The organism is Streptomyces zhihengii, assembly GCF_016919245.1.
Lineage (GTDB): Bacteria > Actinomycetota > Actinomycetes > Streptomycetales > Streptomycetaceae > Streptomyces > Streptomyces zhihengii.
The window spans coordinates 2524985-2550057 of sequence record NZ_JAFEJA010000001.1; the positions used below are offsets into that span (position 1 = coordinate 2524985).

Here is a 25073-nt window from a genome sequence, read left to right on the forward strand (position 1 = left end):
CTCAGACCGCCTCCGCGGTCTCGGGGAGCTGGGCGGTGAGCCGGTCGGTGAACTGGAGGACCTCGGCCACGTCGCCGAAGTCCCGGGCCGCGGTGTCGACCGTCTTGCGCAGCCGGGTGTTGACCCGCTCGGAGCGGACCTTGCGGGCGATGTCGAGTGCCTGGCCGGCGAAGGAGGTGGCCGCCTCCGGCTCCCGCTTCAGCAGGTGCACGGTGGCCATCCCGATGAGGTTGAGTGCGTACGACCGCTGGTGCTCGTGGTCCTGGCTGAAAAGGTCCACCGCGCGCTCCATCACGGGCTCCGAGAGGGAGGCGTAGGTGGGGCTGCGGCCGGCGACGTAGGCCAGGTCGCGGTAGGAGTGGGCGTTCTCGCCATTGAGCTCGGCCTCGGAGAAGAAGCGGATCCAGTCCGGCTCCGGCTCGCCGTCGAAGCCCGCGTCGGCGAAGGTGTCCTCGGCCATACGGACCGCGCGTCTGCACTTGCTGGGCTGGCCCATGTTCGCGTAGGCGCGGGCCTCCATCGCATACAGCATCGCCTGGGTGCGGGAGGTGGCGCAGTCACGGCTGCCGTACTGGGCGAGGTGGATGAGCTCCAGGGCGTCGTCCGGCCGCCCCAGATGGATCATCTGACGGCTCATCGACGACAGGATGTACGAGCCGAGCGGCTTGTCGCCCGCCTCCTTCGAGGCGTGCAGGGCGAGCACGAAGTACTTCTGCGCGGTGGGCTGGAGGCCCACGTCGTAGCTCATCCAGCCCGCGAGCTCGGCCAGTTCGGCGGCGCAGCGGAAGAGGCGGCGCTCGGTGGCGGCCGGCTGCTGCTCCTGGAGCAGGTCGGTGACCTCGTGGAGCTGGCCGACGACGGCCTTGCGGCGCAGTCCGCCGCCGCACTGCGCGTCCCACTGGCGGAACATCGCGGTGGTGGACTCCAGCAGGTCGAGCTCGGGGCCGGAGAGCCGGGCGGGACGGCGGGACGGGGCGGGGACCGCGGCCCCCGGGGGCCCCTGCTCGCCGCCCGGGGACGGGACCAGCCAGCGCTGCATCGGCTCGACCAGCGCGGGGCCGGCCGCGAGGGCGAGGGAGGTGCCGAGGAAGCCCCGGCGGGCGAGCATCAGGTCGCTGCGCGAGAACTCGCTGAGCAGGGCGACGGTCTGCGGCCCGGCCCACGGCAGGTCCACCCCGGACACGGAGGGCGCCTGGTGCGCGGTGCGCAGCCCCAGGTCCTCGACGGCGACGACGCTGCCGAACCGTTCGGAGAACAGCTCGGACAGGATCCGCGGGATCGGCTCGCGGGGCTGCTCGCCGTCGAGCCAGCGGCGGACCCGGGAGGTGTCCGTGCTGATGTGGTGGGCGCCCATCTGGCGCGCCCGCCGGTTCACTTGGCGCGCGAGCTCGCCCTTCGACCAGCCGCTGCGCACGAACCACGAGCTCAGCTGTTCGTTGGGGCGCTTGCCGGTGTTCGTACCGTCTGCGCCGCTGCCGCTCACTCGACTGCCCCCATCCGTCGGACCCTTCGCCCGAACCGCTACCAGAATGCCGTGCGTCACGGCCCCCGGCAGCCCTCCTGCACACAGCAAGCCTTTCGGGTTGCCCCGGGCATACCCGCCGGCGCGGTGCAATTGCAGGTTCGTGCACCGAACGTAATCCTACGATCACGTGCCCGGCGAGTGGGATTGCAGAAACGCCACCATTCGCCACCCCTCCGGGTGAACTCATGTACGGGCAGGCGCGATTCACTTGACACGGCACGATCCGGGGATGGCGGACCGTAGCGCGCGGGGGCGCGTGTCGTGGGCCGCACGCCCTCCCGGACATCCGCGCGCCGCAGGAGACCCCGCACGCCCTGCGACGGAGCGTCACCAGAACGCTCCGGGTCGTAACCACCGGCGCACTCGACCCGTTGGAGGGGGCATGGGCTTCACGATCGGCGGCACCCGGGGAATCGGCCACATCAGGCCCGGCTCCAGACGCCGCGGGCGCACGGCGGAGGCCACCGTGGTGGCCGAGTACACCGGACTGTGGGGCTGGCCGGTGGTCCCGGGCGCGAGAGCGTCCGCCGGCCGGTGCTCCTGCGGCGACGCGGGGTGCGCGGCGCCCGGCGCCCACCCACTGGACTTCGCCGGCGAGGTGCCCGCGGGGTCGACGCTCGACGAGGCCGGCCGGGCGTGGTCCGCGGTGCCCGGCGCCTCGCTGATGCTCCCCGTGGGCCGGGCCTTCGACGTCATCGACGTCGCGGCGCCCGCGGGCCGGCGGGCGCTGGTGCGGATGGAGCGCATGGGCCTGCGCCTCGGTCCGGTCGCGGAGACACCGGACGGCCGCGCCCACTTCTTCGTGGCGCCGGGCGCGGCGGCCGGCCTGCCCCGGCTGCTCTACCGGATGGGCTGGGACGACGCCGACCTGGATCTGCGCTGCCTCGGCCAGGGCGACCACATCACGGCCCCGCCGTCGGACCGGGGCGGCCTGGGCCCGGTGCGGTGGCTGCGCGCCCCCTCGCTGGACACCGCGACGGCGCCGCCGGAGGCCCGGCTGCTGCTGGGCACCCTCGCGTACATCTGCCACCGCTCGGCCGGCTGACCACCCGCGCCGGCCGCTCCCCCGGCCCCGCGCCACGAGGAAGATCCCGCACCACGGCGAAAGTCCCGGCACCACGACGAAGGCCCCGGGACCACGGCGAAGGCCCCGTCGCCGGCTCGCGCCGGCCACGGGGCCTTTCGTGCGGACGGTGCCGTCAGTCGCCGATGAGGGCGTCGACGAACGCCTCGGGCACGAACGGCGCCAGGTCGTCCGCGCCCTCGCCCAGCCCGATGAGCTTCACCGGCACGCCCAGCTCCCGCTGGACGGCGACGACGATGCCGCCCTTGGCGGTGCCGTCGAGCTTGGTGAGCACGATGCCGGTGATGGCCACGACCTCGGCGAAGACCCGGGCCTGGACCAGTCCGTTCTGCCCGGTGGTGGCGTCGAGCACCAGCAGCACCTCGTCGAGCGGACCGTGCTTCTCCACGACGCGCTTGACCTTGCCGAGCTCGTCCATGAGGCCGGTCTTGGTGTGCAGCCGGCCGGCGGTGTCGATGAGCACGACGTCGGCGCCCTCGGCGATGCCCTCCTTGACCGCGTCGTAGGCGATCGAGGCGGGGTCGCCGCCCTCGGGGCCGCGGATGGTCCGCGCGCCGACGCGCTCGCCCCAGGTCTGGAGCTGGTCGGCCGCGGCGGCGCGGAAGGTGTCGGCGGCGCCGAGCACCACGGACCGGCCGTCGGCGACGAGCACCCGGGCGAGCTTGCCCGTGGTGGTGGTCTTGCCGGTGCCGTTGACGCCGACGACCATCACGACGCCCGGGGTGTCGGTGCCGCTCTCGGTCCGCACCGCGCGGTCGAGGTCCGTGCCGACCAGGGTCAGCAGTTCCTCGCGGAGGAGCGTGCGCAGCTCGTCGGGGGTGCGGGTGCCGAGGACCCTGACGCGCTCCCGCAGGCGCTCGACGAGTTCCTGGGTGGGGGCGACGCCGACGTCGGCGGTGAGCAGGGTCTCCTCGATCTCCTCCCAGGTGTCCTCGTCGAGGTGCTCGCGCGACAGCAGCGTGAGCAGCCCCTTGCCGAGGGAGTTCTGGGAGCGGGCGAGGCGGGCGCGCAGCCGGACCAGCCGGCCGGCGGTCGGCTCCGGGATCTCGATCTCGGGCGCGACGGGCTCGGCGACGACCGGGTCCTCGACGGCGGCCGGGGTCTCGACGGCCTCCTCGGCGGTCGGGAGGCCGACCTCCTCGACGGTGCGGCGGGATTCGTCCCGCGGTGTCTCCGCCTCGTCGCCGACATGCGGTTCGGCGGGCGGAGCGGTGATGGTCGGCGTGCTCGGCGGCGCCGAGGGCGGCAGCTGCTTCTTCCTGCGGCTGCTGACCACGAGTCCGCTGATGGCGCCGATCGCGACCAGGGCGATGACTACAGCAAGGATGACGATTTCCATGGTCCGTCCAGTATGCGTGACGCCCCTGGAGGGGCTTCGCTTCCCCGGCGGCGGCCCGCCGGGCACCCTCTACGGGGTATGACGCGGGCTGCCCCGGCTCACGCGCTGAGCCGGGGCAGCCAGAGGATCGGGGCAGCGGGGATCAGCCCATCTCCTCCAACGCCTTGCCCTTGGTCTCCTTCACGAACTTGAGCACGAAGGGGATGGAGAGCACGGCGAAGACCGTGTAGATGATGTAGGTGCCGGACAGGTTCCAGTCGGAGAGGCTCGGGAAGCTGGCCGTGATGGCCCAGTTCGCGATCCACTGGGCGGACGCGGCGACACCGAGCGCGGCGGCGCGGATCCGGTTGGGGAACATCTCGCCCAGGAAGACCCAGACGACGACGCCCCACGAGAGCGCGAAGAAGAGGACGAACACATGGGCGGCGACCAGGGCGACCACGCCCTGGGTCTCCGGGAGCTTGCCGTCCACCAGGTCGGCGGAGAAGGCCCACGCCTCGAAGGCGAGCGCGATCGCCATGCCGACGGAGCCGATCAGGGCGAGCGGCCGGCGGCCGATGCGGTCGACCAGGACCATCGCGATCACCGTGCCGATGATGTTGATGATCGACGTGGTGAAGGAGAAGAAGAAGGAGTCGGTCGGGTCGATGCCCACGGACTGCCAGAGCGTCGCCGAGTAGTAGAAGGCGACGTTGATGCCGACGAGCTGCTGGAAGACCGAGAGGCCGATGCCGATCCACACGATGGGCAGGAAGTAGAACTTGCCGCCCAGCAGGTCCTTGAACGTGGACTTGGTCTCCCGGTGCATCGCGTGCTCGATCTCGGCGACACGGGCGTCCAGGTCGACGTTCTTGCCCTCGACCTCCTCCAGGACCTCCTTGGCCTTGGCGCGCTTGCCGACGGAGATGAGGAAGCGCGGCGACTCGGGGATCGCGAAGGAGAGCAGTCCGTAGAGGACGGCCGGGACGACCATCACGCCGAGCATCCACTGCCAGGCCTCCAGGCCGCCGATCTCACCGCGCTGCTCGCCGTCGGCGATCTGGAGGATGCCGTAGTTGACGAGCTGGGAGACGGCGATGCCGATGACGATCGCGGCCTGCTGGAAGGAGGCGAGCCGGCCGCGGTAGGCCGGCGGGGAGACCTCGGCGATGTAGGCGGGGCCGATGACCGAGGCCATGCCGATCGCGAAGCCGCCGATGATGCGCCACATCGCCAGGTCCCACAGGGCGAACGGCAGTGCGGAGCCGACGGCGCTGACGGTGAAGAGGACGGCGGCGATCTGCATGCAGCGGATGCGGCCGATGCGGTCGGCGATCCGGCCCGCGGTGGCGGCGCCGATGGCGCAGCCGATCAGGGCGATGGCGATGACCTGGGCGAGGGTGCCGGATCCGATGTCGTACCGGTCGCGGATGGCCTCGACGGCGCCGTTGATGACGGAGCTGTCGTAGCCGAAGAGGAATCCGCCCATCGCGGCAGCCGCCGTGATGAAGACGACATGCCCGAGGTTCTCGGGATGGGCCTGGCGGGCACCCGATCCCGGGGGCTGCTCAGTGCTGGTCACGTGTACTCCTGGGGCCACCGGCAGCTTCGCCGGGCGTGGGGGGCGAGCCCTTCAAGTGGCGCACAACTTCAGGCCGCCCACCACTTGAAGGTAAAAGCAACGTTGCAGAGAATATGCCTTCAAGTTTCGAAGTCAAGAGGGGGTCAGGTATCCGTTTCACCAAGAACCTGACGCCATTGGTTTCAAGTGTTGAAGATGGGGCTTTCTCAGAGAGCGTCTGCCCCCGCTCACCCGATGCACTCCCGCGGGCATCGGGACGAACCCCCGCGGCGGCCCTTCAGCGCAGGCGCTGGCTGATGACCTTGGAGACGCCGTCGCCCTGCATCGAGACGCCGTACAGCGCGTCGGCGACCTCCATCGTGCGCTTCTGATGGGTGATCACGATGAGCTGGGAGCTCTCCTGGAGCTCCTGCATGATGCGGATCAGCCGCTGGAGGTTGGTGTCGTCGAGCGCCGCCTCGACCTCGTCCATCACATAGAACGGGCTGGGCCTGGCCTTGAAGATCGAGACCAGCATCGCCACGGCCGTCAGCGAGCGCTCCCCGCCCGACAGCAGCGACAGCCGCTTGACCTTCTTGCCCGGCGGACGGGCCTCCACGTCCACGCCCGTGGTCAGCATGTTGTCCGGGTCGGTGAGGACGAGCCGCCCCTCGCCGCCCGGGAACAGCCGGGAGAACACGCCCTCGAACTCGCGGGCGGTGTCCCGGTACGCCTCCGTGAACACCTGCTCCACCCGCTCGTCGACCTCCTTGACGACCTGGAGCAGGTCGGCGCGGGTCTTCTTCAGGTCCTCCAGCTGTTCCGACAGGAACTGGTGGCGCTCCTCCAGCGCGGAGAACTCCTCCAGGGCCAGCGGATTCACCTTTCCGAGCTGCTGATACGCCCGTTCGGCCGACCTCAGCCGCTTCTCCTGCTCGGCACGCACGAACGGCCGCGGCAGGTTGCGCGGATGCTCCGGGTCCTCCGGCAGCTCCTCGCCCTCCGCGGGCGGCGAGGGCGGCACGGGCTGCCCGGGACCGTACTCGGCGACCAGGCCCGCGGGCTCCACGCCCAGCTCCTCCAGCGCCTTCGTCTCCAGCTGCTCGATCCGCAGCCGCTTCTCCGCACCGAGCACCTCGCCCCGGTGCACCGAGTCGGTCAGCTTGTCGAGCTCGGCCTTGAGGTCGCGGCCGGCGCCGCGGGCGGCCGTCAGCTCCGTCTCGCGTTCCGCCTTCGCGGCCTCGGCGGCGGCCCGCTCGGCCTCCGCCCGGACCAGCGACACCTCGACGTGCGCCAGAAGCTGACGGGCGCCGCTCGCCACCGCGCCCGCGACCTGGGCCTCGTGGCGCATCCGGGCCCGCAGCTGCTCGGCACGGGCCCGGGCCTCGCGCTCGGCGCGCGCTCCGCGGTCGAGGGCGTCCGCCCGGCCCGCGAGACCCTTCACCCGCTCCTCGTGGGTGCGGACCTGGAGGCGCGCCTCCATCTCGGTCTGCCGCGCGTTGGCCCCGTCGGCGGCGAGGCGGTCGCGCACATGGGTGTCCGGCTCCTCCTCCACGGGCGTCTCCTCGGCCACCAGCAGACGCTCGGCCAGCTCCTCGGCCTCCTCCCGCGCCCGCTCCAGCGCCTCCAGGGCGCGCGCGGCGGCGGCCCCGGCCCGTTCCGCCTCGCCCGCGGCGCCCCTGGCCTGGCCCGCGAGCCTGCCGAGCTGCCCCGAGACGCTCGACTTCTCGCGTTCACCGGCCCGCCTGCGCTCCCCCAGCTCGTCCACGAGCGCCGCGGCGGTGTCCCGCCGGCCGGCGGCCTCCCGCTGGGCCCCGGTCAGTTCCGCGCACAGCGCGTCGAGCCGTTCGAGCTCGGCCGCCGCCTCGTCGACGGAGGCCTGCACCTCCAGCAGGCTCGGCGCACCGGCCGAACCGCCCTGGGCGAAGTGGGCCCCGACGACATCGCCCTCGGCGGTGACGGCGGTCAGCTCCGGCCGGGCGTGGACCAGGTCCTCGGCGTCCTCCAGGGTGCCGACGACGACCATGCCGCGCAGCAGTCGGCGCACGGCGGGCATCAGCTCCCCGGGCCCGGCGACCAGCCCCGCAGCGTACGGGTGCCCTCCCGGCTCCTCCCCCGGCGGCGGGTCCTCGCCGGATCCGGCGCCCGCGAGCAGCATCGCCGCCCTGCCGCCGTCCTGCTTGCGCAGCAGCCGGATCGCCTCCGCCGCCGTGCCCGTGCCGGTGACCGCGACCGCGTCGGCCGCGGAGCCGAGGGCCGCGGCGACCGGGATCTCGTACCCCGGTGTCACGGTGAGCAGTTCCGCAGCCGGACCGAGCAGCCCGCCCAGCCGGTCGCCGGCCCCGAGCAGCACGCCTGTGCCGTCCTTGCGGCGCAGACCGAGCGCGAGGGCCTCGCGCCGGGCGGCGACCGCGGCACGGCGGCGCTCGGCCGAGGTCAGCTCCTCGCGTGCGCCGGTGAGGGCCGCCTCCGCCGCGGCCAGGTCCCGCTTGGCCGCCTCGTGTTCGCCGGCGAGGGCCGAGTCGTCCGCGTCCAGCCCGTCGACCTCGGCCTTGAGCTCCTCGTACTCCTCCTGCGCCGAGGCCGCCCGCTCCTGGGCCTCGTCCCGGGCGGCGGCCAGCCGGTCGATCTCCGCCTGCGCCGAGGCCGCGCGCGAACGGGCCGCGTTGACCTGCCCGTTCAGCCGGGCCAGCCCCTCGCGCCGGTCGGCGATGGACCGTGCGACGTCCCTGAGCCTGCGCTCCTCCACGGTGAGCTGCCGCTCCAGCTCGGCACGGTGCGCCACCGTGTCCTCCAGGGCGTGCTCCGCCGCCTCCAGGGCCGCGGTCAGCTCGGCCTCCTGCTCCCGGACGCGGGCGGCCTCCCGCTCCATGTCCTCCGGGTCGCGTCCCCGGCGCTCCTCGGCGGGCCGGTCGGTGGCGCTCCTGACGCGGGCGTCGGCGAGGGAGACGGTGCCGCGGACCCGTTCGGCGAGCTGGGAGAGGTCGTAGTAGTTCTGCTGCGCGCGCGTCAGACGCGGTGCCAGCCGGCGCACCTCGTCCTCCAGCGCCGCCTCCCGCGCCAGGGCCGCCTTCAGTTCGGCCTCCGCGCTCTCCTTGCGCCGCTTCAGCTCGGCCTCGTCGGCGATCTCCGAACGCAGCGCCTCGCGCATCCGCACGAGGTCGTCGGCGAGGAGGCGCAGCCGGGCGTCGCGCAGGTCGGCCTGGATGACGGCGGCCCGCCGGGCGACGGCCGCCTGGCGTCCCAGCGGCTTGAGCTGGCGCCGGAGTTCGTCGGTCAGGTCCTGGACGCGCGCCAGGTTGGCCTGCATCGCGTCCAGCTTCCGCAGCGCCTTCTCCTTGCGCTTGCGGTGCTTGAGGACTCCGGCGGCCTCCTCGATGAAGGCGCGCCGGCCCATCGGGTCCGCGTGCAGGACGGAGTCGAGCTGGCCCTGCCCGACGATCACGTGCATCTCGCGGCCGATGCCGGAGTCGGAGAGCAGGTCCTGGATGTCGAGCAGCCGGCAGGTGTCCCCGTTGATCTGGTACTCGCTGCCGCCGTTGCGGAACATGATCCGCGTGATGGTGACCTCGGCGTACTCGATGGGCAGCGCGCCGTCGGAGTTGTCGATGGTCAGCGAGACCTCGGCCCGGCCGAGCGGGGGCCGCCCGGTCGTCCCGGCGAAGATGACGTCCTCCATCTTGCCGCCGCGCAGGGACTTCGCGCCCTGCTCGCCCATGACCCAGGAGAGCGCGTCGACCACGTTGGACTTGCCGGATCCGTTCGGACCGACGACACAGGTGATGCCCGGTTCGAAGCGCAGCGTCGTGGCGGACGCGAAGGATTTGAACCCGCGCAGGGTCATGGCCTTGAGGTGCACGCCGCCGGACTCTACCTTTCACTCACGGTTTCACCGCTGAACGCGCAGGGCACATCATGCGGTAAGGACGCACGCACGGGGGGTGGCACTGGCGGGCAGGCGGGGGCGGCAAAGAAAGAAGGGACGCCTATGGCGTCCCTTGCATATCCTGGTGCGCGGTGAAGCTCCGGCAGCGCCCTGGCTCAGGTGAGAGCGGGCTCCGCCTGAGGCACGTCGATGTCGATGCCTTCGAGCAGCGACTCTGCCGGGTGCTGAGCGACGGCGGCACTGAGCGCGTCCTTCTCGGACTGGATCCGTACGAGCTCGGATTCCAGGTCCTGGACGCGCTGCTGAAGCCGTCGCATCTCGGCGAGGAGTCGCGGGTCGGAACCGCCGACGTAACCGAGAAGCGCCTTTGCCATGATGGATGGTCCTCCACAATGAGTGACCGACCGATGCGGTGCGGTGTGGGTCGTGAGGGATTCGCACCCGCGGTTCCGGCTGTGCTGATTGTCCTGCTCCGAGCCTGCGATCGCACTGCCGGACAGCTGTGGTGCGCGGGGATTCCAGCGTCTCACCAAAAAGTTTGACGGTCAACACGATCACGCCCCGTATCGGCGGGCGGCCCGGGGGCGTACGGCCGCTGGGAACGCGGCGTGGCCTGACCTTCGGGGCCCTGGGGGCGTGGCGATCATCTTTCCCGCCGCAGCCTGGCACGACAAGCCCTTCTTGGCAACCACCAGGCGCTTTCCTCTTCCGGCGAACGCCCCAGGAGGTCACCGAGCGTCCTTCGGGGACCCCCGGAGAGCGATCGGACGGGGTCCCGCTCAGCGGATCGCGAAGTCCGGATAGCCGCCCCGGGGCGTGTCCCAGATCTCAGTGACGCCGTCGACGCGTCCGGGTGTGTCGGCGGAGCGCAGCCAGTCCAGCAGACGGTGGCAATTCTCACGTGGACCCTCCGCGACGACCTGCACGCGGCCGTCGTCGAGGTTCAGCGCGAAGCCGCGCAGGGCTCCGATGGCCATGGCGTTCTCCCTGGTGAACCAGCGGAAGCCCACTCCCTGTACCCGGCCGCGTACCCACGCGGTGAGGCGCGCATCGTCGTTCATGAGTGCACGGTAACCGGCCAATTGCGGACGGATCACATCGCCCCCGGGGCCCCATGGCGTACAGTCCGGACGCACTGAGCTCACTCGTACGGGTGAGCTCATGACGATGTAGGGCGGCACCGACGACGGCGCCGCGAACCAGGAAGGCACAGCAGATGGGTCGCCATCGACGCTCAGCGGGCGCCCCCGTCCCCGCGGAGCACACGGACGGGTCGGCACGCCGGCACCGTGGCGCACGCCGGAAGCGGGCGGGCCTGCCCGTGAAGACCGGGCTGCTCGGCGTCTCCGCCGCCCTGGCCGTCGGCGCCGTGGCCGTCACCACCGGACTGATACCGGGCGGTGACACCTACACCATCGGCTCCTCCGGCAGCGACTCCCCCGCGGAGATACGCGGCGAGGGGCCCTCCCGGCTCCAGACCCAGGGCGGGGCGAGCGCCTCCCCCTCCGACGAGGCCACCGCCTCGCCGAGCCGCACGGCCGAGCCCTCGCGGAGCCCGTCGAAGTCCCCCTCGGAGAAGCCCTCGGCGACGCCGTCGAAGAAGCCCGCCGAGAAGACCGAGCGGCCCGCGAAGCCGTCTCCCGAGGCGAAGCGCACCACTCCGGCGCCCTCGCGCGAGAAGGCGCCCGCGCCCAAGCCCTCGGTCGAGCGCCCCGCCCCGACCACCGAGGCCCCCTCGGGCGCCACGGCCGCCGAGACCGCCGTGCTCCGGCTGGTCAACGAGGAGCGCGCGCAGGTCGGCTGCGCGCCGGTCACGGCGAGCACCTCGCTGTCGAACCTGGCCCGCGCCCACTCCGAGGACATGGCGGCCCGAGGCTTCTTCGACCACACCGACCCGGACGGCGCCACCCCGTGGGACCGTGCCGAGAAGGCGGGCGTCTCCGGCCTGGGCGCCGAGAACATCGCCCGCGGCCAGGCGGACGCCGGAGCCGTGATGAACGCCTGGATGCAGAGCGAGGGCCACCGCGCGAACATCCTCAACTGCGACTTCACGACGATGGGGGTCGGTGTCCACATGGGCGACGGCGGCCCGTGGTGGACCCAGAACTTCGGCTACTGAGCACGGCCGCACACCTTCGCGCGCACCGCGGGCCCGGGACGTCGTCCCGGGCCCGCGGTGCGTCTGCGTCCGCACGGAGCGCGGTGCGCGGTCAGTGCACCGAGAAACCCCCGTCGACGAAGATCGACTGGCCGGTGACGTAGGCGGAGCCGCGGCCGGCGAGGAAGACGACCGCGCCGGCGAAGTCCTCGGGGACGCCGTTGCGGCCGATCATCGTGCGGGCCGCCAGCGCCTCGATCTTCGCGGTGTCCGACTGGAGCCGGGCGTTGAGCGGGGTGAGGACGAAGCCGGGGACCAGGGTGTTGCAGGTGACGCCGTGCGGGGACCAGGCCTCCGCCTGGGAGCGGGCCAGGGATTCGAGGCCGCCCTTGGAGACGCCGTAGACGCCGCTGTCGACGAACGCCCGGTGCGCCTGCTGGGAGGTGATGTGGATGATGCGTCCGAAGCCGCGTTCGGCCATGCCCGGTCCGAAACGCCGGCTCAGCAGATGGGGCGCCTCCAGGTTCACGGCCATCGTGGTGTCCCACACCTCGTCGTCCACCTCGCCCATGGGCGGACGCAGGTTGATGCCCGCGTTGTTGACGAGGATGTCGGGCTCGCCGAAGACCGCGGCCGCCTCCTCGGCCGCCGCGCGCACCCCGTCCCGGGTGCTGAGGTCGGCGCTCACCCAGGCGGCCCGGCAGCCCTCGGCCGTCAGTTCGTCCACGGTGGCGACGAGTTCGGCCTCCCTGCGCGCCACGATCACCACGCTCGCGCCGGCGCGGGCGAGGGCGCCGGCGATGGCCCGGCCGATGCCTGAACTGCCGCCCGTGACCAGGGCGACCCGGCCGTGGAGGCCGAAGAGTTCGGAGAGGTAGTTCTGCGAGGTCATGCCCCGCACCCTAGACGGCGGCCGGCGCGCGGTCGGAGGTGGGCGCCCGGTCAGGCGGCGGGACGCGGGGCGCGCTGGCAGCGCGGGCAGAAGTAGCTGGAGCGGTTCATCCAGGAGCGGCGCCGCATCACCGTGGCGCAGCGCCGGCAGGGCTCGCCCTCGCGTCCGTAGGCGTCCAGCGAACGGTCGAAGTAGCCGGACTCGCCGTTGACGTTGACGTACAGGCTGTCGAAGGTGGTGCCGCCCACGGCCAGCGCGGCGGTCATCACCTCGCGCACATGGCCGAGCAGTTCGGCGGAGCGGGGCCGGGTGAGGCCGGCGGTCGGGCGGTCGTAGTGGAGCCGGGAGCGCCACAGCGCCTCGTCCGCGTAGATGTTGCCGACGCCGCTGATGAGGGACTGGTCGAGGAGGGCGCGCTTGACGGTCGTCCGGCGGGCGCGCAGCGCGCGGTGGAAGGCCTCGTCGTCGAAGAGCGGGTCGAGCGGGTCGCGGGCGATGTGCGCGATGACGTCGGGCAGGCCGTCGGGGGTGTTGTCGTGCACCGACAGGCCGCCGAAGGTGCGCTGGTCGACGAAGCGCAGTTCGGTGCCGAGGGCGTCGTCGAAGCGGAGGCGGATCCGCAGGTGCTTCTCGTCGGGGGCGTCCGGCGGCTGCACCAGGAGCTGCCCGCTCATGCCGAGGTGGGCGAGGACGGAACTGCCGGTGTCACCCAGCGGGAGCCAGAGGTACTTGCCGCGTCGGCGGGCGTCCGCGATCCGGTGGGACCGCAGCCGGGCGGCGAAGTCCTCGCCGCCCGCGAGGTGGCGGCGGACGGCGCGCGGATGCAGCACCTCGACCTCGGCGATCGTGCGTCCGGCGACCCAGGCGGCCAGACCGCGGCGGACGACTTCGACCTCGGGCAGCTCGGGCACAGGTCTCCTCGGTCGTGACGTTCGGTGTTGCTCCGAGCCTACCGCCGCGGGCCGGGGCTCCGGCGGGCAGCGGTGAGGCCCCCCGCCGGAGCGGGGGGCCTCACCGGACGACGCGTGCGGAAGGGGGCGTCAGGCTGACGCCCGGTCCGTCGGCACGGAGGCGGCAGAGGTGTCGGCGGCCTCTTCGCCCGGTGCCTCGTCCGTGGCGGTGCCGTCGGCGACCGCCTTGGCGCGCTCGTCCGCGGCGGCACGGATCTCCCGCCACGCGGACTCGGCAGCCTGCTGTTCCGCTTCCTTCTTGCTGCGGCCGGTGCCGGTGCCGTACGAGACACCACCGACGCGGGCAGCAGCGGTGAAGGTCTTCTCGTGGTCGGGTCCGGTCTCGGTGACGAGATACTCCGGCACACCCAGCCCCTCGGAGGCGGTGAGCTCCTGGAGACTGGTCTTCCAGTCCAGGCCCGCACCGAGGTTGGAGGACTTCTCGATCAGCGGGTCGAAGAGCCGGTGGACCAGCTCGGACGCCGCTTCGAGGCCCTGGTCGAGATAGACCGCGCCGATCACCGCTTCCAGGGTGTCGGCGAGGATGGACGCCTTGTCCCGGCCGCCCGTGCCCTCTTCACCCCGGCCGAGCCGGATGAACGAGCCGAGTTCGAGGCCGCGGCCGACCTCCGCCAGCGCACGCGAGTTGACCACCGCGGCCCGCAGCTTGGCCAGCTGGCCCTCGGGCAGGTCGGGGTGGGTGCGGTACAGCGTGTCGGTGACCACCAGGCCGAGCACGGAGTCCCCGAGGAACTCCAGACGCTCGTTGGTGGGCAGACCGCCGTTCTCGTACGCGTACGAGCGGTGGGTCAGCGCACGCACCAGAAGGGCGGACTCGAGCTGGTAGCCGAGCCGCCCTTCCAGAAGCGTGTGGGACGAGGCTGCGTTGACTTCCTTCACTGCGTCTGCCGTCTTCTTGGCATGGGACAGTTCAGACATCGGGCCTCTCACCAGCCGCTCAGACCTCGAGGACCTGGCGCTTGTTGTAGGTGCCGCAGCTCGGGCACGCGATGTGCTGCAGCTTCGGCTCCTGGCAACGCTCACACGAAACCAGGGTGGGGACCGCAGCCTTCCACTGCGACCGGCGGTGGCGCGTGTTGCTGCGCGACATCTTCCGCTTCGGAACAGCCACGGCTACTTCTCCTGCTTCTCGTCGACGCCCGCTTCGGCGCCGCCCATGTTGTCCTTCTCGCCGTCCTGAACGGTCTCGGCGAGTCCTTGCAGTGCCGCCCAACGGATGTCGACGGCGTCATGGTGGTGGTCCGGGTTGTCGTTCAGGTTGATTCCGCATTCGGAACACAGACCCGCACAGTCCTCCCGGCACACCGGCTGCATCGGCAGTGCGAGCACCACCGCGTCACGCAGCACGGGCTCGAGGTCGAACATGCCGTCCTCGAGATAGAGAACGTCCTCGTCCTCGTCACCGTCGGCGGGCTCCGCTGCGCGGCCCCGCTCGTCGGCTTCGGGGTAGGAGAACATCTCCTGGAAGTCCGCGGCGACATCGAGGCGCAGCGGCTCCAGACACCTTACGCACTCCCCCTCGGCACTCGCACGGGCGGTCCCCGTGACGAGGACCCCTTCCATGACGGACTCGAGACGGAGGTCCAGCTCCACCGGCTTGCCCTCGGGCACTCCGATGACCCCGTCGATCCCGAGGACAGCCGGGGGGCCGGGTGCGTCCACCGTGCGGGAGAGGCGCTGGAGCGCACCGGGCCGCCGTCCCAGCTCGTGCGTGTCGAACACGAGAGGGTTGCGGTGGTCGAGGCGCGTGCTCACGGCTCTTCCTGCTTTCGGATCGTGGGGAGGGGGCCGGCCCGCCTCGCGTGGCGAGCGGGCAGCCGGGATCGCGGAACTACGCGCGACCGAAGAGCCAGGATACGCCAACGGCCGCCGTAGACCCAATCCGGACCGGTGGGCGGCCCGCGGAGGTCAGCGGCCCTGTTCGTAGCGGCGCAGCTGCTCCATGTCGATCATGCTCGTGTCGAAGAGGCTGGTCTCGTCGAGTGCCGCGCCCTGCTGCGACTGCTGGTGGGCGCCCGGGTCCTGCCGGGGCGGCGGCGGGTACGCGTACGGGTCGGCCTGGCCGTAGCCCTGCCCGTAACCCTGCTGTCCGTAGTCCTGCTGTCCGCCGTAGGTGCCCTGTGACGCGTACGGGTCCTGCTGCCCGTACCCGGCGTAGACGTCCTGCTGCTGTCCGTAGCCCGCCGCGTAGGGGTCGTGCTGGGCGGGGATCGCCGGCTCGGCGGCCGGGGCTGCCGGATAGGGCGCGTACGGCTCCTGCCGCTCGGGCTGCGGCGTGTACGGCTCCTGCCGATCCGGCTGGGCCGCGTACGGCTCCTGCCGATCCGGCTGCGGCGCCTCGGCGATCTCGGCGAGGCCGGCCAGGTAGTCGGCGTCGCTGGTGTGCACCTGGCCTCCGGCGGCGTCCTGCGCGGCCATGTGGGCGCCCAGGTCGTCGGAGGCGATCCGGCCGTGCAGCTTCTGCCGGCCGCGGCCCACGGCGTCCAGCGTCTTGGACAGGACGGCCTCGAAGGCGCCGAGCTTGGCGTCGACGTAGTCGTCGGCACGCGCGATGAGCGTCCGCGGGTCGCTGCTGTGCTCGGGGGCGTCCTCGTCGGCGTAGCCCTGCTCGTCGAGGCCGGGGCCCCGGCCGAGGAGCTTCTCGCGGCCCCGGTCGACGGAGCCGATGGTCTTGGTGAGGACGACCTCGAAGTTCGCGAGCTTGGAGTCGACGTAGTCGTCCGCCTCGGAGCGGATCTCCTCGGCCTCCCGGCGGGCGTCGGCGAGGATGCGGTCCGCCTCGTCCCGGGACTGGCGGGCGACCTGGGTGTCCGAGACGAGGGAGCCGCGCTCGGCGTGGGCGGAGGAGATGATCCGCTCGGCCTCCTGCCGGGCCTGCTCCACCATCTGCTCACGGCCGCCGATGAGCTCCTGCGCCTGGGCGAGCGATCCGGGCAGCGCCTCGCGCACCTCTTCCAGCAGGGCGAGCAGCTCGGCACGGTTGACCACGCAGGAGGCCGACATGGGCATCGACCGGGCGCTCGCGACCGTCTCGACGATCTCGTCGAGCTTCTTCTGCACATCCACGGTGGTTCGCCACTCTCTCCGCTGATCCAGGCCTGGGTGTCCGGCGACGGACGGGACGACTGTACGGCCAGTCGCCCGCGCTCCGACAGCGGGTGACGCCCCGTCAGGTGCGCGGGCGGGTCAGCCCCGCGAGCCGAGCCGCTCGACCAGGGCCCGGTGCACCGGCTCGGGCAGCAGGTGGGAGACGTCGCCGCCCCAGGCCGCGACCTCCTTCACCAGGCTGGAGGAGAGGAAGCTGTACGTCGGGTTCGTCGGGACGAAGAGCGTCTCGACGCCGGACAGCCCGTTGTTCATCTGGGCCATCTGGAGTTCGTAGTCGAAGTCGCTGACGGCCCGCAGCCCCTTGACGATGGCGGGGATGTCGCGCTCCTTGCAGAAGTCCACGAGCAGGCCGTGGTGGGACTCCACGACGACGTTGCCGTAGTCGCTCGTCACCTCCCGGATGAGCGCCATGCGCTCGTCCACCGTGAACAGGCCCTGCTTGGACTGATTGATCATCACCGCGACGTGTACGACGTCGTACAGCTTGGAGGCGCGGGCGATGATGTCGAGGTGTCCGTTGGTGATGGGGTCGAACGACCCCGGACAGACTGCGCGGCGCAACTGATGTCCCTCGCTCTCCGGTCCGGTCATGGTGCGTCTTCGCACGTAGAGGCGGCGCGACCGTACCAAAGCGTGCCCTCGCCGTAGCGACGGGCCCGCACCGCGTCGAAACCGGGCGGCCAGTCGAATTCCCCGCCTCTGGTGCTGCGCTCCACGGTGGCGATCGCATCGTCGGCGAGCCAGCCCCCACGGCGGAGTGTGAGCAGAATCTCCCGAAGATCGTCGTCCGTGACGGCGTACGGCGGGTCCAGGAAGACGATGTCGTACGGCTGCTCGGGGGCCGGTCCCGCGACGACCTGTTCGGCCCGGCCGGCCCGTACCTCGGCCCCGGGCAGGCCGAGCGCGCGGACGTTCTCCCGCACGGTGCGGGCGGCCCGGGCGTCGGCCTCGACGAGCAGCGCGTGGACGGCGCCGCGGGAGAGCGCCTCCAGGCCGACGGCGCCCGATCCGGCGTAGAGGTCGGCGATCCGCGTCCCGGTGAGCGTGCCGAGCTGCGCCTCCCAGCTGGAGAAGAGGCCTTCCCGGGCGCGGTCGGAGGTGGGGCGGGTGCCGTTGCCCGGCGGCACCGCCAGGCGGCGTCCGCCGGCTGCACCGGCGATCACGCGGGTCATGGAGGGCCTTCCTGTGGGCTCGTGCTGCTCAGTGGTGCCCCCAGTGTCCCCCAGCGGCCCGCCGGAGCACCGTGCGGTGCCCCGGGGCCGCCGGAACCGTCAGCCCTTGTCGAGGTACTGCTCGCGCTCGGCGTCCAGCAGGGCGTCCAGCGCCGTCCGCAGACCGGGCAGGCTCTCCAGCCCCGGGTCCGCGCGCACCACGGCGGTGGCCTCCTCCCGGGCGGCGGCGATGACCTCCTCGTCCTCGATGACGGCGAGCATCCGCAGACTGGAGCGCACGCCGGACTGGGCCTGGCCGAGCACATCGCCCTCGCGGCGCTGCTCCAGGTCGATCCGGGAGAGCTCGAAGCCGTCGAGGGTGGCGGCGACCGAGCCGAGCCGGGCACGCGCCGGGCTCGCCTCGGGCATCTCGGTGACCAGCAGGCACAGCCCCGGGGCGGAGCCCCGGCCGACCCGGCCGCGGAGCTGGTGGAGCTGGGAGACGCCGAAGCGGTCGGCGTCCATGATCACCATGGCGGTGGCGTTCGGCACGTTCACCCCGACCTCGATGACGGTGGTGGCGACCAGCACGTCGGTGTCGCCCGCGGCGAACCGGCGCATCACCGCGTCCTTGTCCTCCGGAGCCATCCGTCCGTGCAGCACCTCGACGCGCAGGCCCGCGAGCGGGCCGGCGGCAAGCTGTTCCGCGACCTCCAGGACCGCGAGCGGTGGGCGCTTCTCCGCGTCGTCGCCGGACGGCTTCTTCCCTGCCGCCTTCTCGTCCTCGTCGTCGCCGATACGCGGGCAGACGACGTACGCCTGGTGGCCGCCGGACACCTCCTCGCGCACCCGCTCCCAGGCGCGGGACAGGAAGTGCGGCTTGTCGGCGGCGGGCACCACATGGCTGGCGATGGGCGAACGCCCGGCGGGGAGCTGGTCGAGCACGGAGGTCTCCAGGTCGCCGAAGACCGTCATCGCGACCGTGCGCGGAATGGGCGTGGCCGTCATCACCAGCAGATGCGGCGGCTGCTTGCCCTTGGAGCGCAGCGCGTCGCGCTGCTCGACGCCGAAGCGGTGCTGTTCGTCGACGACGACCAGGCCCAGGTCGTGGAACCTGACCTTGTCCTCGATCAGCGCGTGGGTGCCGATCACGACCCCGGCCTCGCCGGTGACCAGGTCGAGGAGGGCCTGGCGCCGGGCTGCGGCGCCCATGGAGCCGGTGAGCAGCACCACCTTGGTGGCGTGCTCGGCGCCGCCCAGCATGCCGCCCTCGGCGAGCTCGCCCATCATCTCCACGATCGAGCGGTGGTGCTGCTGGGCCAGGACCTCCGTCGGCGCGAGCATCGCGGCCTGGCCGCCCGCGTCGACGACGGCGAGCATGGCGCGCAGCGCGACCATCGTCTTGCCCGAGCCCACCTCGCCCTGGAGGAGGCGGTGCATCGGGTGCTCGGTCGCGAGGTCGTCGAAGATCTCCTTGCTGACCTTGCGCTGGCCGTCGGTGAGGGTGAACGGCAGGCGGGCGTCGAAGGCCTCCAGCATGCCGCCGGGGACGGGGCGCCGGGGCACGGCGGGGAGCTGGGTGTCCGCGAACCGCCTGCGGGCGAGGGCGACCTGGAGGACGAACGCCTCGTCCCACTTGAGGCGGTCCCGCGCCTCGGCGATGTCCGCCTTGGTGCGCGGCCGGTGGATCTTCCGCAGCGCCTCGGGGAGCGGGACCAGGCCCCGGCCGTCGCGGAGGGCGGCGGGCAGCGGGTCGACGGCCTCCGCGGCCCGGTCCAGGACGGCGTCGACGGCCTTGGAGATCTTCCAGGACTCCAGCTGCTTGCAGGCCGGGTAGATCGGGATCTGCCGGCCGGCGAAGGCGTCCACGGCGTCGGCGGCGCTCGCCTCGCCCGACAGCGGTTCGTAGGCCGGGTGGGAGAGCTGGAGCTTGCGGTTGAACAGGGAGACCTTGCCGGCGAACATCGCGCGGGTGCCGGGCAGCAGGTCCTTCTGGGGCTTGTGCACCCCCTTGCCGAAGAAGACGAGCTGGAGCCGGCCGTAGCCGTCCGTGATGGTCACCTCCAGCCGTCTGCCGCGGCCCTGGTTGAACGTCAGCACCCGGGCGTCGGCGACCTGGGCGACCACGGTGACGTGCTCGTCGAGGGGCAGTTCGGCGAGCGAGGTCAGCTCGCCGCGCTCCGCGTACCGCCGGGGGTAGTGGTGCAGCAGGTCGCCGAGGGTGTGGAGGTCGAGATGCTCGGCCATCACCTTGGCGGTGGCGGCTCCGAGCGCGTTCTTGAGTGGTTCGTCGAGCGCGGGCACGCTCTCCATTGCACACCACGGCACCGACACCCGTCCCGCACCTGTGGACGGCCGCGTCCCGGCGGGCGGGTGCCGGGGCCGCTACTCCACGCCGATGAGCAGCGGCGCGGCGCCGCCGCCCTCGTAGGTCAGGGTGTCGACCGCGAGGTAGTGCTCGCGCACATGGGACTCCAGCCGGGCGGCCAGCTCCCCGGGTGTGCCGTCGCCGAGGACCAGGGTGACCAGTTCCCCGCCGGAGGAGAGCATCCGGTCCAGGACCGAGACGGCCGTGGCGGTGACGTCCTGGCCGATGACCGCGACGTCCCCGTCGATGAGGCCGAGGACGTCGCCGGCCTGGCACACGCCCGCGGAGGTCCACGACTGTCGTTCCGCCACGGCCAGTTCGGCGCAGCGGGTCGCGCCGGCCGCCGCGGTCATGGCCACCACGTCCTCGTCGAAGCTGCGGTCGGCCTCGTGCACGGCGAGGGCGGCGAGCCCCTGGACCGGCGAGCGGGTCGGGATGAGGGCGACGCGCACGCCCTCGGCGCGGGCCTGTTCGGCGGCGGCCGCCGCGGTGTGCCGCAGCAGCGGGTCGTTGGGCAGCAGCACCACCTCGCGGGCGTGCGCCCGGCGGATGGCGTCGACCAGTTCGCCGCTGGCCGGGGGCTCCCCGGGGCGGGTGGGCACGGTGGTGGCGCCGGCCTCGGCGCACAGCACGGGGAGGCCGGCGCCGGGGACGACCGCGACGACCGCGCGCTGGGCCTGCTCCCGGACGGTGGGGACGGCGTCGGCGCCGAAGTGGGTGATCCGGATCCGGTGGGGGCGGCCGGCCTCGACGCCCGCCTCCACGGCGGCGCCCGCGTCGTCGACATGGACGTGCACGTTCCACAGGCCGTCGCCGCCGACGACGACCAGCGAGTCGCCGAGCGCGTCGAGCCTCGCGCGCAGTGAGGTCATCGCGCCGTCGTCGGCCTCCAGCAGGTAGATGACCTCGAAGGCGGGCCCGGCGGTGTCGCAGGGGCCGGGGTCCGGGGGCAGCGGCCTGGCCGTCCGCCCCGTGCCCCAGGCGGGCGGCGCCTCGCCGCACACGGCCTCCACCAGGGCGCCGAGCACCGCGAGCAGGCCGCGGCCGCCGGCGTCCACCACCCCGGCGCGCTCCAGCACCGCGAGCTGGCCGGGGGTGGCCTCCAGGGCGGCGCGTGCTCCGGCGTAGGCGGCACGGCAGACGTCGGCGGGCTCCCCGCCGCTCTCGCCGGCGGCGTCCGCGGCGGCGGAGGCGACGGTGAGGATGGTGCCCTCGACGGGGTGGGCGACGGCTTCGCGGGCGAGTTCGGCGGCCCGGCGCAGCGCTCCCGCGAGGTGGTCGCCCGCGGCGAGGCGCTCGGCCATGCCCCGCAGGAGCTGGGCCAGGATGGTGCCGGAGTTGCCGCGGGCGCCGATCAGGGCGCCGTGCGCCATCGCGCGGACCGCGTCGGCGGACGACGGGGCGCCGTCCCGGGTCTCGTGGGCGGCGAAGACCGCCTCGACCGCCTGGGCGGCGGACTCGGCCGTGAGGTAGAGGTTGGTGCCCGTGTCGCCGTCGGCGACCGGGTAGACGTTGATGGCGTCGATCTCCTCGCGTTCCCTGCCGAGGGCCTGGAGCGTCAGCGAACACCAGATGCGTACCGCTGCGGCGTCCATCGTCCGGTGCACCTGGTGGTCCTCCTCGGTCGGCCGTGCGGGCCGTGGGCGGCGGGCTGCCTGGCAGCGTAGCGGCGGCCCTGACCAGGGGCCGGGGCGGGGCCGGGGCGACCCGTGGTAGTTTCGTATCTCCGAAGCAGTCGTTGTATGCTGCTCCGGTTGCCCGATGAGAATCGGGACTTTCCCCGGCAGGCCACTTCAGATCACACTGATTCCGGCACGCCGGATTTCACTGTAAGTGCATCTGAAGTCTTTGGAGTGACCCGTGGCTGCCAACTGCGACGTCTGCGGCAAGGGGCCGGGCTTCGGCAACAACATTTCGCACTCGCACCGCCGTACGTCTCGTCGCTGGAACCCGAACATCCAGCGTGTGCGTGCCGTGGTCGGTCGGACGCCGAAGCGGCTCAACGTCTGCACCTCGTGCATCAAGGCCGGCAAGGTCTCGCGCTAAGTGATGCTCCCCGCCTCGGCGGGGAAGATCCCGCCGACGTTTCGTCGTAGCGCAGCCCCTGCGGTTGCCTTGAAAAGCCGGTCCACCTCGGTGGACCGGCTTTTTGCCGTTCCCGGGGCCTTCCGGGCCCCCGTTGCCGGAGCCTCCCGGGAGGGAGACGTCAGCGGCTCCGCCAGCCGTGGTCGACCGGTCCGATGCCCGAGCCGAGCGCGAATCCGGCCGCGATCGCCCCGGTGACGTACTCCTTGGCCTCGCGCACCGCGTCGGGGACGGAGAGTCCCTTCGCGAGGCCCGACGCCACGGCGGAGGCGAGGGTGCAGCCCGTGCCGTGGGTGTGGCGGTTGTCGAGGCGCGGGGCGCGCAGCCAGTGCTCGGCGGTGCCGTCGGTGAGCAGGTCGACGGCGTCGCCTTCGAGGTGACCGCCCTTGATCAGGGCCCAGCGCGGCCCAAAGCCGAGCACCGCGTCGGCGGCCCGGCGCATCCCGCTCTCGTCGCGCACCTCGATCCCGGTGAGCTGCGCCACCTCGTCGAGGTTGGGGGTGGCCACCGTCGCCACCGGCAGCAGTTCCCCGCGCACCGAGTCCAGGGCGGAGGCCGCGAGCAGCGGGTCGCCGTGCTTGGAGACGCCGACCGGGTCGACGACCACGGGCACCGGGGTGCCGGCGAGCAGTCCGGCGACGGTGGAGACCAGCGCCGCGGACGAGAGCATGCCCGTCTTCACGGCCTGGACGCCGATGTCGTCGACGACGCTGCGGTACTGGGCCGTGACGGCCTCCACGGGAAGCTCCCACGCGCCCTGGACGCCCCGGGAGTTCTGGGCGGTGACGGCGGTGAGCACGCTCATGCCGTGCACACCGAGGGCCAGCATCGTCTTCAGGTCGGCCTGGATGCCGGCACCGCCGCCGGAGTCGGAGCCGGCGACGGTGAGCACACGCGGGGGTATCTGCATGCCCGCGAATCTACTGCCCGCAGGTCAGCGGCCGGGCGGCCGGTTCCCGTCCTCGATGTCGCCGAAGTGGTCCCAGCCGCCCTTGTTGGTCCAGGGGGCGCCGTCGACGGTCACCTGCGGCAGCGCCGACGGGTTGAGCACCTCGCCGATCACCTTCCAGCGGGCGGGGAGTTTGGCGTCCGGCGGGAAGGTGGCGACGATCGCGTGGTCCTCGCCGCCGGTGAGCACCCACTGGAGCGGGTCGACGCCGACGGCCTGGCCGATGTCGCTCATCTGCGAGGGGATGTCGATCAGCCCGGAGCGCAGGTCGATGCGGACCTTGCTGGCCTCCGCGATGTGGCCCAGGTCGGCGACGAGTCCGTCGCTGATGTCGCACATGGCGGTGGCGCCGAGACCGGCCGCGGCCGGGCCCGCGTGGTACGGCGGTTCGGGCCTGCGGTGGGCCTCCACGAAGGCCCGCGGCGAGCGGAAGCCGCGGGACAGCACGGCGTGGCCGGCGGCGGACCAGCCGAGCCAGCCGGTGTAGGCGACGACGTCGCCGGGCCGGGCGCCGCCGCGGGTCACCGGCTCGTGGTTGCGCAGATCGCCGAGCGCGGTGATGGCGACGGTGATCAGGTCGCCGCGGACGACGTCACCGCCGACCACGGCCGCGCCGGCGACCTGGCACTCGTCGCGGATGCCGTCCATGAGCTCGGTGGCCCAGGTGACCGGCAGTTCGGCGGGCACGACGAGGCCGAGGAGCAGGGCCGTCGGCACGGCGCCCATGGCGGCGATGTCGGCCAGGTTCTGCGCGGCGGCCTTGCGGCCGACGTCGTAGGCGGTCGACCAGTCGCGGCGGAAGTGGCGTCCTTCCAGCAGGATGTCCGTGCTCGCCACGACCCGCCGGTCGGGTGCGGAGACGACGGCGGCGTCGTCGCCGGGGCCGATCCGTACCGCCGGGGTGGAGGTGAGCCGGGAGGTGAGCTTCTCGATGAGCCCGAACTCCCCCAACTCGCCCACAGTGCCCTTCACCGAGGTTCACCTCTCCGTGTGTCCGTGGTCCTCACGGGCGCGGCCGCGAGCCGTCGCTTGCGGTCGCGGGCCGTCACCGCCCTGGGTACCGTCAAGGGATACGTCAACTTCTGTTCTGTGTACGCCACGCTGCGGGCGGCGTCCGCCGCGAGGGTCTCCCCGTGGCCCGCGGCAACGCGATACCGTGGCGACCCTTCTCCTTGGGATCTCCCCACCGACGGTAGGGGCCATGATCCTGCTGCCGCCCTGGAGGCTCCGTGGTACAGGCGTACATCCTCATCCAGACCGAAGTGGGCAAGGCGTCGATCGTCGCCGAGACCATCGGCAAGATCCCCGGTGTGATCCAGGCCGAGGATGTGACCGGACCGTACGACGTGATCGTGCGCGCGCAGGCCGACACGGTCGACGAGCTGGGGCGCATGGTGGTCGCCAAGGTCCAGCAGGTGGACGGCATCACCCGCACTCTGACCTGCCCGGTCGTCCACCTGTAGCCCCCGTCTACGCTTGGCCGGTGACGTCCTTCGCCCGCCGGTCCCTCGCTCTGTCCGCAGCCGTGCTCGCCCTGGCCGCCGCGGGCTGTTCCTCAACCGACGCGGCCGCGCAGGTCGCGGTTCCCAGCCCCCCGGCCGGGGAGGCCGCGCTCTGCCGTGCCCTGCACGACGCCCTTCCGGAGTCGGTCGCGGGGCACGGGCGCCAGGACCCCGAGCCCTCGTCCGAACTGACCGCCGGGTGGGGCGGTGCGGCGATCGTACTGCGCTGCGGTGTGCCCCGGCCCGACCGGATGAGCGATCCGCAGGCGCAGGGCATCGAGGTCGACGGAGTGGGCTGGATGCTGGAGGAGCGGGACAGCGGGCCGCGGTTCACCACCACGTACCGCGAGACCTATGTCGAGGTGACCCTGGGCGAGCAGTACCTGCACGACGCGAGCCCCCTGACGGAGCTGGCCGGTCCCGTCGCCCGGACGGTCCCGGCCTCGCTCTGACCCGCGGGATCCGTCGTAGGGACGGCCCCGGCCTCGATCCGGCCCGCCGGTCCCGTCGCCGGGACGGCCCCGGCCTCGATCCGGTGCGCCGGTCACGCAGCGGACCCTCCCGCTCCGACCCGG

At 72.8% G+C, this 25073-nt stretch carries 23 protein-coding genes; 5 read left to right on the top strand and 18 right to left on the bottom strand.

What is annotated here, in order from left to right:
- Nucleotide 1 precedes the first annotated feature (1 nt).
- A complete protein-coding gene (gene nsdA, locus JE024_RS10280; protein ID WP_205373294.1) occupies nt 2-1483 on the bottom strand; it encodes a transcriptional repressor NsdA in 1482 nt (493 codons plus the stop codon).
- A 424-nt stretch (nt 1484-1907) separates the two neighbouring features.
- Here nsdA and JE024_RS10285 point away from each other — a divergent pair, with 424 nt between their 5' ends.
- Nucleotides 1908-2570, top strand: coding sequence for a bifunctional DNA primase/polymerase (locus JE024_RS10285; protein WP_205373295.1), 663 nt, complete (start codon nt 1908-1910; stop codon nt 2568-2570).
- Between the two features lie 154 nt (nt 2571-2724).
- On the opposite strand, the gene ftsY is transcribed toward JE024_RS10285, so the two are convergent.
- From ftsY to JE024_RS10310, 5 genes are all read right to left on the bottom strand, one after another.
- The gene (gene ftsY, locus JE024_RS10290) at nt 2725-3948 is read right to left on the bottom strand and encodes a signal recognition particle-docking protein FtsY (protein ID WP_205373296.1); all 1224 of its coding nucleotides are present in this window, start codon (nt 3946-3948) and stop codon (nt 2725-2727) included.
- A 142-nt stretch (nt 3949-4090) separates the two neighbouring features.
- Complete coding sequence (locus JE024_RS10295; protein ID WP_205373297.1) at nt 4091-5509, bottom strand: sugar porter family MFS transporter; 1419 nt, start codon at nt 5507-5509, stop codon at nt 4091-4093.
- A gap of 277 nt (nt 5510-5786) precedes the next feature.
- Nucleotides 5787-9347: a chromosome segregation protein SMC gene (gene smc / locus JE024_RS10300; protein WP_205373298.1), complete on the bottom strand. Its 3561-nt coding sequence runs from the start codon at nt 9345-9347 to the stop codon at nt 5787-5789.
- A 182-nt stretch (nt 9348-9529) separates the two neighbouring features.
- Complete coding sequence (locus JE024_RS10305; protein WP_205373299.1) at nt 9530-9748, bottom strand: hypothetical protein; 219 nt, start codon at nt 9746-9748, stop codon at nt 9530-9532.
- A 405-nt stretch (nt 9749-10153) separates the two neighbouring features.
- Nucleotides 10154-10435: an acylphosphatase gene (locus tag JE024_RS10310; RefSeq protein ID WP_205373300.1), complete on the bottom strand. Its 282-nt coding sequence runs from the start codon at nt 10433-10435 to the stop codon at nt 10154-10156.
- 155 nt (nt 10436-10590) lie between these two features.
- Here JE024_RS10310 and JE024_RS10315 point away from each other — a divergent pair, with 155 nt between their 5' ends.
- Nucleotides 10591-11493, top strand: a complete 903-nt coding sequence (locus JE024_RS10315) for a CAP domain-containing protein (RefSeq protein WP_205373301.1) — start codon at nt 10591-10593, stop codon at nt 11491-11493.
- A 91-nt stretch (nt 11494-11584) separates the two neighbouring features.
- On the opposite strand, the gene JE024_RS10320 is transcribed toward JE024_RS10315, so the two are convergent.
- The 10 genes from JE024_RS10320 to fakA all read right to left on the bottom strand — a co-directional run bounded on the left by JE024_RS10320 (nt 11585) and on the right by fakA (nt 21557).
- On the bottom strand, nt 11585-12364 hold the full coding sequence (locus tag JE024_RS10320) for an SDR family NAD(P)-dependent oxidoreductase (RefSeq protein ID WP_205373302.1): 780 nt from the start codon (nt 12362-12364) through the stop codon (nt 11585-11587).
- A 50-nt stretch (nt 12365-12414) separates the two neighbouring features.
- Nucleotides 12415-13275: a bifunctional DNA-formamidopyrimidine glycosylase/DNA-(apurinic or apyrimidinic site) lyase gene (mutM, locus tag JE024_RS10325; RefSeq protein ID WP_205373303.1), complete on the bottom strand. Its 861-nt coding sequence runs from the start codon at nt 13273-13275 to the stop codon at nt 12415-12417.
- A 129-nt stretch (nt 13276-13404) separates the two neighbouring features.
- Nucleotides 13405-14253 carry a ribonuclease III gene (gene rnc, locus JE024_RS10330; protein ID WP_205373304.1) on the bottom strand — a complete coding sequence of 283 codons (849 nt, stop codon included), beginning with the start codon at nt 14251-14253 and terminating at the stop codon, nt 13405-13407.
- 19 nt (nt 14254-14272) lie between these two features.
- Nucleotides 14273-14446, bottom strand: coding sequence for a 50S ribosomal protein L32 (rpmF, locus tag JE024_RS10335; RefSeq protein WP_003965982.1), 174 nt, complete (start codon nt 14444-14446; stop codon nt 14273-14275).
- Between the two features lie 2 nt (nt 14447-14448).
- Entirely contained in the window at nt 14449-15090 is a 642-nt protein-coding gene (locus JE024_RS10340) for a YceD family protein (protein WP_205373305.1), read from the bottom strand.
- A gap of 153 nt (nt 15091-15243) precedes the next feature.
- Nucleotides 15244-16401 carry a DivIVA domain-containing protein gene (locus tag JE024_RS10345; RefSeq protein WP_205373306.1) on the bottom strand — a complete coding sequence of 386 codons (1158 nt, stop codon included), beginning with the start codon at nt 16399-16401 and terminating at the stop codon, nt 15244-15246.
- A 120-nt stretch (nt 16402-16521) separates the two neighbouring features.
- Nucleotides 16522-17004, bottom strand: a complete 483-nt coding sequence (gene coaD / locus JE024_RS10350; RefSeq protein WP_205376482.1) for a pantetheine-phosphate adenylyltransferase — start codon at nt 17002-17004, stop codon at nt 16522-16524.
- A gap of 26 nt (nt 17005-17030) precedes the next feature.
- A complete protein-coding gene (gene rsmD, locus JE024_RS10355; protein ID WP_205373307.1) occupies nt 17031-17615 on the bottom strand; it encodes a 16S rRNA (guanine(966)-N(2))-methyltransferase RsmD in 585 nt (194 codons plus the stop codon).
- A 99-nt stretch (nt 17616-17714) separates the two neighbouring features.
- Nucleotides 17715-19907: an ATP-dependent DNA helicase RecG gene (gene recG, locus JE024_RS10360; RefSeq protein WP_205373308.1), complete on the bottom strand. Its 2193-nt coding sequence runs from the start codon at nt 19905-19907 to the stop codon at nt 17715-17717.
- A gap of 72 nt (nt 19908-19979) precedes the next feature.
- The gene (gene fakA, locus JE024_RS10365) at nt 19980-21557 is read right to left on the bottom strand and encodes a DAK2 domain-containing protein (protein ID WP_205373309.1); all 1578 of its coding nucleotides are present in this window, start codon (nt 21555-21557) and stop codon (nt 19980-19982) included.
- Nucleotides 21558-21822: 265 nt separating this feature from the next.
- Between fakA and rpmB the strand changes: the two genes are divergently transcribed.
- Nucleotides 21823-22008 carry a 50S ribosomal protein L28 gene (gene rpmB / locus JE024_RS10370; RefSeq protein WP_003957616.1) on the top strand — a complete coding sequence of 62 codons (186 nt, stop codon included), beginning with the start codon at nt 21823-21825 and terminating at the stop codon, nt 22006-22008.
- Nucleotides 22009-22168: 160 nt separating this feature from the next.
- Here rpmB and thiD read toward each other — a convergent pair whose 3' ends face one another.
- Nucleotides 22169-22957 (bottom strand): bifunctional hydroxymethylpyrimidine kinase/phosphomethylpyrimidine kinase, encoded by a 789-nt coding sequence (gene thiD, locus JE024_RS10375; protein ID WP_205373310.1) that lies wholly within the window; start codon nt 22955-22957, stop codon nt 22169-22171.
- Between the two features lie 24 nt (nt 22958-22981).
- The gene (locus tag JE024_RS10380) at nt 22982-23968 is read right to left on the bottom strand and encodes a thiamine-phosphate kinase (RefSeq protein ID WP_205373311.1); all 987 of its coding nucleotides are present in this window, start codon (nt 23966-23968) and stop codon (nt 22982-22984) included.
- A gap of 257 nt (nt 23969-24225) precedes the next feature.
- Between JE024_RS10380 and JE024_RS10385 the strand changes: the two genes are divergently transcribed.
- A complete protein-coding gene (locus JE024_RS10385) occupies nt 24226-24459 on the top strand; it encodes an Lrp/AsnC family transcriptional regulator (RefSeq protein ID WP_147988317.1) in 234 nt (77 codons plus the stop codon).
- 20 nt (nt 24460-24479) lie between these two features.
- On the top strand, nt 24480-24950 hold the full coding sequence (locus JE024_RS10390) for a DUF3515 domain-containing protein (RefSeq protein ID WP_205373312.1): 471 nt from the start codon (nt 24480-24482) through the stop codon (nt 24948-24950).
- Nucleotides 24951-25073: the final 123 nt, after the last annotated feature.